This is a genomic window from Nocardioides sp. (assembly GCF_031422975.1).
Classification (GTDB): Bacteria; Actinomycetota; Actinomycetes; order Propionibacteriales; family Nocardioidaceae; genus Nocardioides.
Genome location: NZ_JANPEO010000204.1, coordinates 1 through 2,863 on the forward strand (window position 1 = coordinate 1; position 2,863 = coordinate 2,863).

Here is a 2,863-nt window from a genome sequence, read left to right on the forward strand (position 1 = left end):
TCTCGGTGGTCACCAACGTGACCGCCGACCACCTCGGCCTGCAGGGCATCGACACGGTCGACCAGCTGGCCGAGGTCAAGTCGGTCGTTGCTCGCATCACCCGCAAGGAGGGGTGGGCCGTCCTCAACGGCGACGACCCGCGCGTGCTGGCGATGCAGTCCATCATCAAGGCCCGGCCCTGGGTGTTCTCGCGCGACCCCGACTCGCCCGCGATCCGCGACATCATCAACATCGGCGGTCGTGCCACGTCGGTCATCGACGGCTGGATCACCGTGCTCACCCCCGGTGCCGATCCGCTGCCGCTGGTCGAGCTGGTCGACGTCCCCATGACCCTGGCCGGCCTGAGCCGGTTCAACATCGAGAACGCCCTCGCCGCCGCCTCCGCAGCGCTCGCGATCGGCATCTCCGCGGACACCGTGGTCGCCGGGCTGAGGACCTTCATGCCGGACGCGGAGCACAACCCGGGCCGAATGAACTTCTTCACTCTTCCCGGTGAGATCACGGTCGTGATGGACCTGGCGCACAACGAGGCGGGGCTGGAGGCGCTCCTGGAGATCATGGAGGGCGTACGCCGACCCGGGGCCCGCCTCCTGCTGGGACTCGGCGCCGTGGGAGACCGAACCGACGAGCTCATCGACTCGCTGGGCGAGATCGGCGCCAAGGGCAGCGACGTCGTCGCGATCGGCCACAAGGAGCGATACCTCCGCGACCGGACCATGGACGAGATCGACGCGCTGCTGCGGGCAGGAGCGGCTCGTGTGGGGGTCACCGACATCACGACCCACACCACGGAGGTCGAGTGCCTGGCGGCGCTCGTCGCGCAGGCGCGGGCCGGCGACGTGATCGGCCTGATGTGTCATGCCGAGCGGCAGGCGGCGTACGACTGGATCACCGACCACGGCGGCACGCCGGACGGTCCCGACCGGCTCGCGGCGAAGGTGCGCGCGACCCTGGTGTGAGCCGGCTCAGACGTCGCCGCGGTCGATCTGCTCCCCGGGCGCGCCGATGTCGACATCGCCCTCGACGATCATCGCCACGAGGCCGGTCGGCGACCGCGTCTCGTGCGCCTCACCCGGCTCCCACACGGCTGCCTCACCCACGCCGATGGTGCGCACCGTGCCGTCGTAGCCGGCGACCTGCGCCTCGCCGGAGAGCACCACGAGCAGCTGCCGGCCCTCGGCCGGGTGCCGCCCGATGATGCCGCCGGGGGCGAGGGAGACCGCGACCAGGTGGGCGTCGGCACAGAGCCCGAACGCGCCGACCGAGAAACCCAGGCTGTGATGCGCGTCGACGCGACGGTGCGGCAGGTCGGCCAGGGACAGGACGCGCACTCAGGCGTCCGCGGGCGCCGTGTAGTCGGGGTCGGCCGCCGGAAGCTCGTCGTTGACCCCCGAGCCCGCCTGCGCCTGCGAGGACCAGTCCTCCAGCTCGCTCATCACCTCGCCGTGCTTGTCCACACAGACCACGACGAGGTCGCCGCGGTTGGCGCGGCTCATCGCGTGCCGGACCGCCTCGATCTCCTCGAGCACCATCTCGACCTGCTTGCACCGTGAGCCCTCGGCCATGGCCGCGCGCACGCCTTCGACCACGAAGCCTGCGACCTCGCCGCGTTCGCGGCCCCGGAGGGCGACGTCCTCGCGGACGATCAGGACGTCGAAGTGCTGCGCCGCGATGTGGCCGAGCTCGCGCATGTCCTCGTCACGACGGTCGCCCGCGGTGGCGATGATGCCGATCCGCGACGGGCGGGCGAGGTCGTGGGAGGACTCCAGGGACTCGCCGACGCGGTCGACGAAGTCGCCCAGCATCTTCATGCCGGGCGCGTTGTGGCAGTAGTCGACGATCACGTTGACGCCGTTGACGTCGACCTCGTTGAGGCGGCCGGGGGAGAGGGAGTAGCACGTCGAGAAGGTGCGCAGGCCCTGCCGGATGACGTGCAGGGGAGCGCCCGCCGCGAACGCGGCCGCGGCCGCACCCAGCGAGTTCTGCACATACATCCGGGCCCGGCCGCCGAAGGTCGCCGGGAGCAGGTGCGTCCAGGCGAGCTGCATCTCGCGGCGACCGTGCTTGACCACGATCATCTCGCCGCGCTCGGACGGGTTGAGCACGAGCGCCTTGCCCCCACGACGGCAGTGCGCGTCGATCATCTCGCGGGCCTTGCTGCCGGGCTCCTCCATGGAGAACCAGATGACTTGGCCCGAGCACTTGCGTCGCATCTCGCGCACCAGCGGGTCGTCGGCGTTGAGGACGGCGTGACCGTCGCGGGGCACGGCCTCGACGAGGACGGCCTTGACGTCGGCCAGCTGCTCGACGGTGTCGATGCCGCGCAGGCCCAGGTGGTCGGGCTGGACGTTGAGCACCACCGCGACGTCGTTGCGCTCGTAGCCCAGGCCCTCGCGCAGGATGCCGCCCCGAGCCACCTCGAAGACGGCCATGTCGACGCGCGGGTTCTGCAGCACCATCCGCGCCGAGCGGGGTCCGGACGCGTCCGCGCGGATCACGAGGCGCTCGTCGATGACGACTCCGTCGGTCGAGGTCATGCCGACCTTGCGGCCCATGCCCTTGAAGATGTGGATGATCATCCGGCTGGTGGTGGTCTTCCCGTTGGTGCCCGTGACCGCGATGATCGGGATCCGCGAGACGGCGCCGGGCGGGAAGAGCATGTCCACGACGGGCTTGGCGATGAACTGCGGCTCACCGATCGTCGGGTGCGTGTGCATCCGGAAACCGGGAGCGGCGTTGACCTCGCAGATCGCGCCGCCGGTCTCACGCACAGGCTCGGTGATGTCGGGACAGATGAAGTCGATGCCGGCGATGTCGAGACCGACCATCCGGGCTGCCTCCTCGGCGATCTCGACGTTCTCCG

Annotated in this window: 3 protein-coding genes; 1 reads left to right on the top strand and 2 read right to left on the bottom strand. The window is 70.6% G+C overall.

The window, feature by feature from the left end; genetic code table 11:
• Positions 1-959 (top strand): glutamate ligase domain-containing protein (locus RMO85_RS06220; RefSeq protein WP_310527556.1); only part of this gene is annotated, 959 nt, incomplete at its 5' end.
• Between the two features lie 6 nt (positions 960-965).
• Here the strand turns inward: RMO85_RS06220 and RMO85_RS06225 are convergent.
• On the bottom strand, positions 966-1,331 hold the full coding sequence (locus tag RMO85_RS06225; RefSeq protein ID WP_310527557.1) for a cupin domain-containing protein: 366 nt from the start codon (positions 1,329-1,331) through the stop codon (positions 966-968).
• A partial coding sequence (locus RMO85_RS06230; RefSeq protein WP_310527558.1) for a Mur ligase family protein occupies positions 1,332-2,863 on the bottom strand: 1,532 nt, incomplete at its 5' end.